Below are 1,775 nucleotides of genomic sequence, written 5' to 3'. Positions count from 1 at the left end.
TTCAAAAAAATAATCAGTAATTTTTCATAGTTTTTATTGCATGCTGAAAACCCCTGAAGAAAAAGTGCTTTTTTTCAGGGTGGTTTAGGTGTATAATTTCGTTGTTATTTGTTGTACTGGTATAACTCACCAGTTTTGCACATGCTATAAATTATTCGGACTAATTTACTGGCACATGCAGTCTTTGCAGCTTTCGAACACATCGGGTTTGATTGCTGCTTTTTCTTTATATAGAATTCCTTAATACTATTATCATCTCTTTTAAGCCTTATAGAACACGTTACAGCCAGATATAATAAACATCTTAATCGTTTATTACCCTTTTTAGTAATGTGCATATGATCTCCGTCATTCTTTCCACTTTCACTGATTCTTGGATCTAGTCCGGCAAAGGCTACTAACTCATTCTTCTTTTTAAATCTTGTCATATCGCCTAGTTCTGCAATAATACGTGCAGCTAGGTTATCTCCAATACCTGGTATAGATTTGATTATACTAAAGTCAGGTAGTTCCTGTGCTAGTTTAATCATTTCACCAATGGTTCTTTCAGCTTCTGCCATATCTTCATTTAATTTTTTGATAAGTCTTTGAAGTATTAATACTTCGATATCATCCTTATCACACCCAGAATAGATGGTTTTAGAATACTCTATTGCCTTGTCAGCCATTGTATCACTCACTGCCTGACGATGACATGTTTTGTTTTGAATCACTTTAGATACAGTATTAATCTTCTTTTTCTGAAGCATTTCTGGATGTGGATATTTTTCAATGACAGCTAAAGCGACAGGACCATACAGATCATCAAAAAGCGCATCATAGCCTGGAAATACAATATCCAGCTGAGCTCTGAATGCAACCTTATCCTTTCTTATATGAACCAATATATCCTCATAATAGCGTGATAATTCCCTCAGTTCATGATATATCGTTTCTTGTTTATGACTGTTATGAAGACTATGGCTGTAATATGTTTTAGCGATTGATTTAGGATCAAGCTTATCTGTCTTTGGACTTCTTAGTGAATCATTCTTTCTTGTTTTAGCTGATAATAGTGGATTAATAATAAACTGCTTGATATTGTTGTCTTCAAGCACTTTCTTAAGGACACGATGGTAAACTCCTGTTGCCTCATAAACAACACATACTTCTGTTTCCAGCTTCTTTTCCATCTCTCTGACAAGACTCACTATCTCATCAAATCCTTCTTTTGTGTGTTTTATTGAACGTGAACCTGTATACTTCACATTCAGATTCTTGAATGCCTGGTAATCTGATTTACCCTTAGAGACATCAATGGATACTATTGGACCTTTCATAGATTATTCCTTCTTTCCTTGAATATTCGAAAGCATAACTTCCTGATTTATGACCATCTATTTTCGTCTTACATGCAGGCTCTATCAATAAATCAAAAGGCCTATTTGGATATAAACTGACTCATGTCATAAAAGGAAGCAGAGAACTTTTTTTAACGAAATCACAACAGTGTTTCCAACAATCCCTCTCTCTGCTTTCTTAAGTCTATTATAATGTATGCCTACAAAATAAAAGACTAGAAGTTAAATATAAGCAACTTCTAGTCAGTATGTTTATTTAGTGAAGAGAAGAACGATACATTAATAGTCGTAGCTATCAATCGTTGTTTACGAGCTTACCTTACGGATGTCTCAAGTTATAATGATTAACTTCTCTTCAGTGATATGATATCACTTCTAGATAAAATAAAAAACTAGAATTATTACTTGAATAACTTCTAGTTCTATAATACGAAA

General features: G+C 33.6%; 1 protein-coding gene. It reads right to left on the bottom strand.

Annotated features, from left to right (window positions below):
- Positions 1-104: 104 nt before the first annotated feature.
- Entirely contained in the window at positions 105-1,319 is a 1,215-nt protein-coding gene (locus tag H8909_RS12960; protein ID WP_187013121.1) for an IS110 family RNA-guided transposase, read from the bottom strand.
- Positions 1,320-1,775 lie beyond the last annotated feature (456 nt).

It is taken from the genome of Catenibacterium faecis, assembly GCF_014306455.1.
Classification (GTDB): Bacteria; Bacillota_I; Bacilli_A; order Erysipelotrichales; family Coprobacillaceae; genus Catenibacterium; species Catenibacterium mitsuoka_A.
The sequence above is the reverse complement of the archived record's forward strand: the minus strand, read 5'-3'. Positions and strand labels throughout refer to the sequence as shown.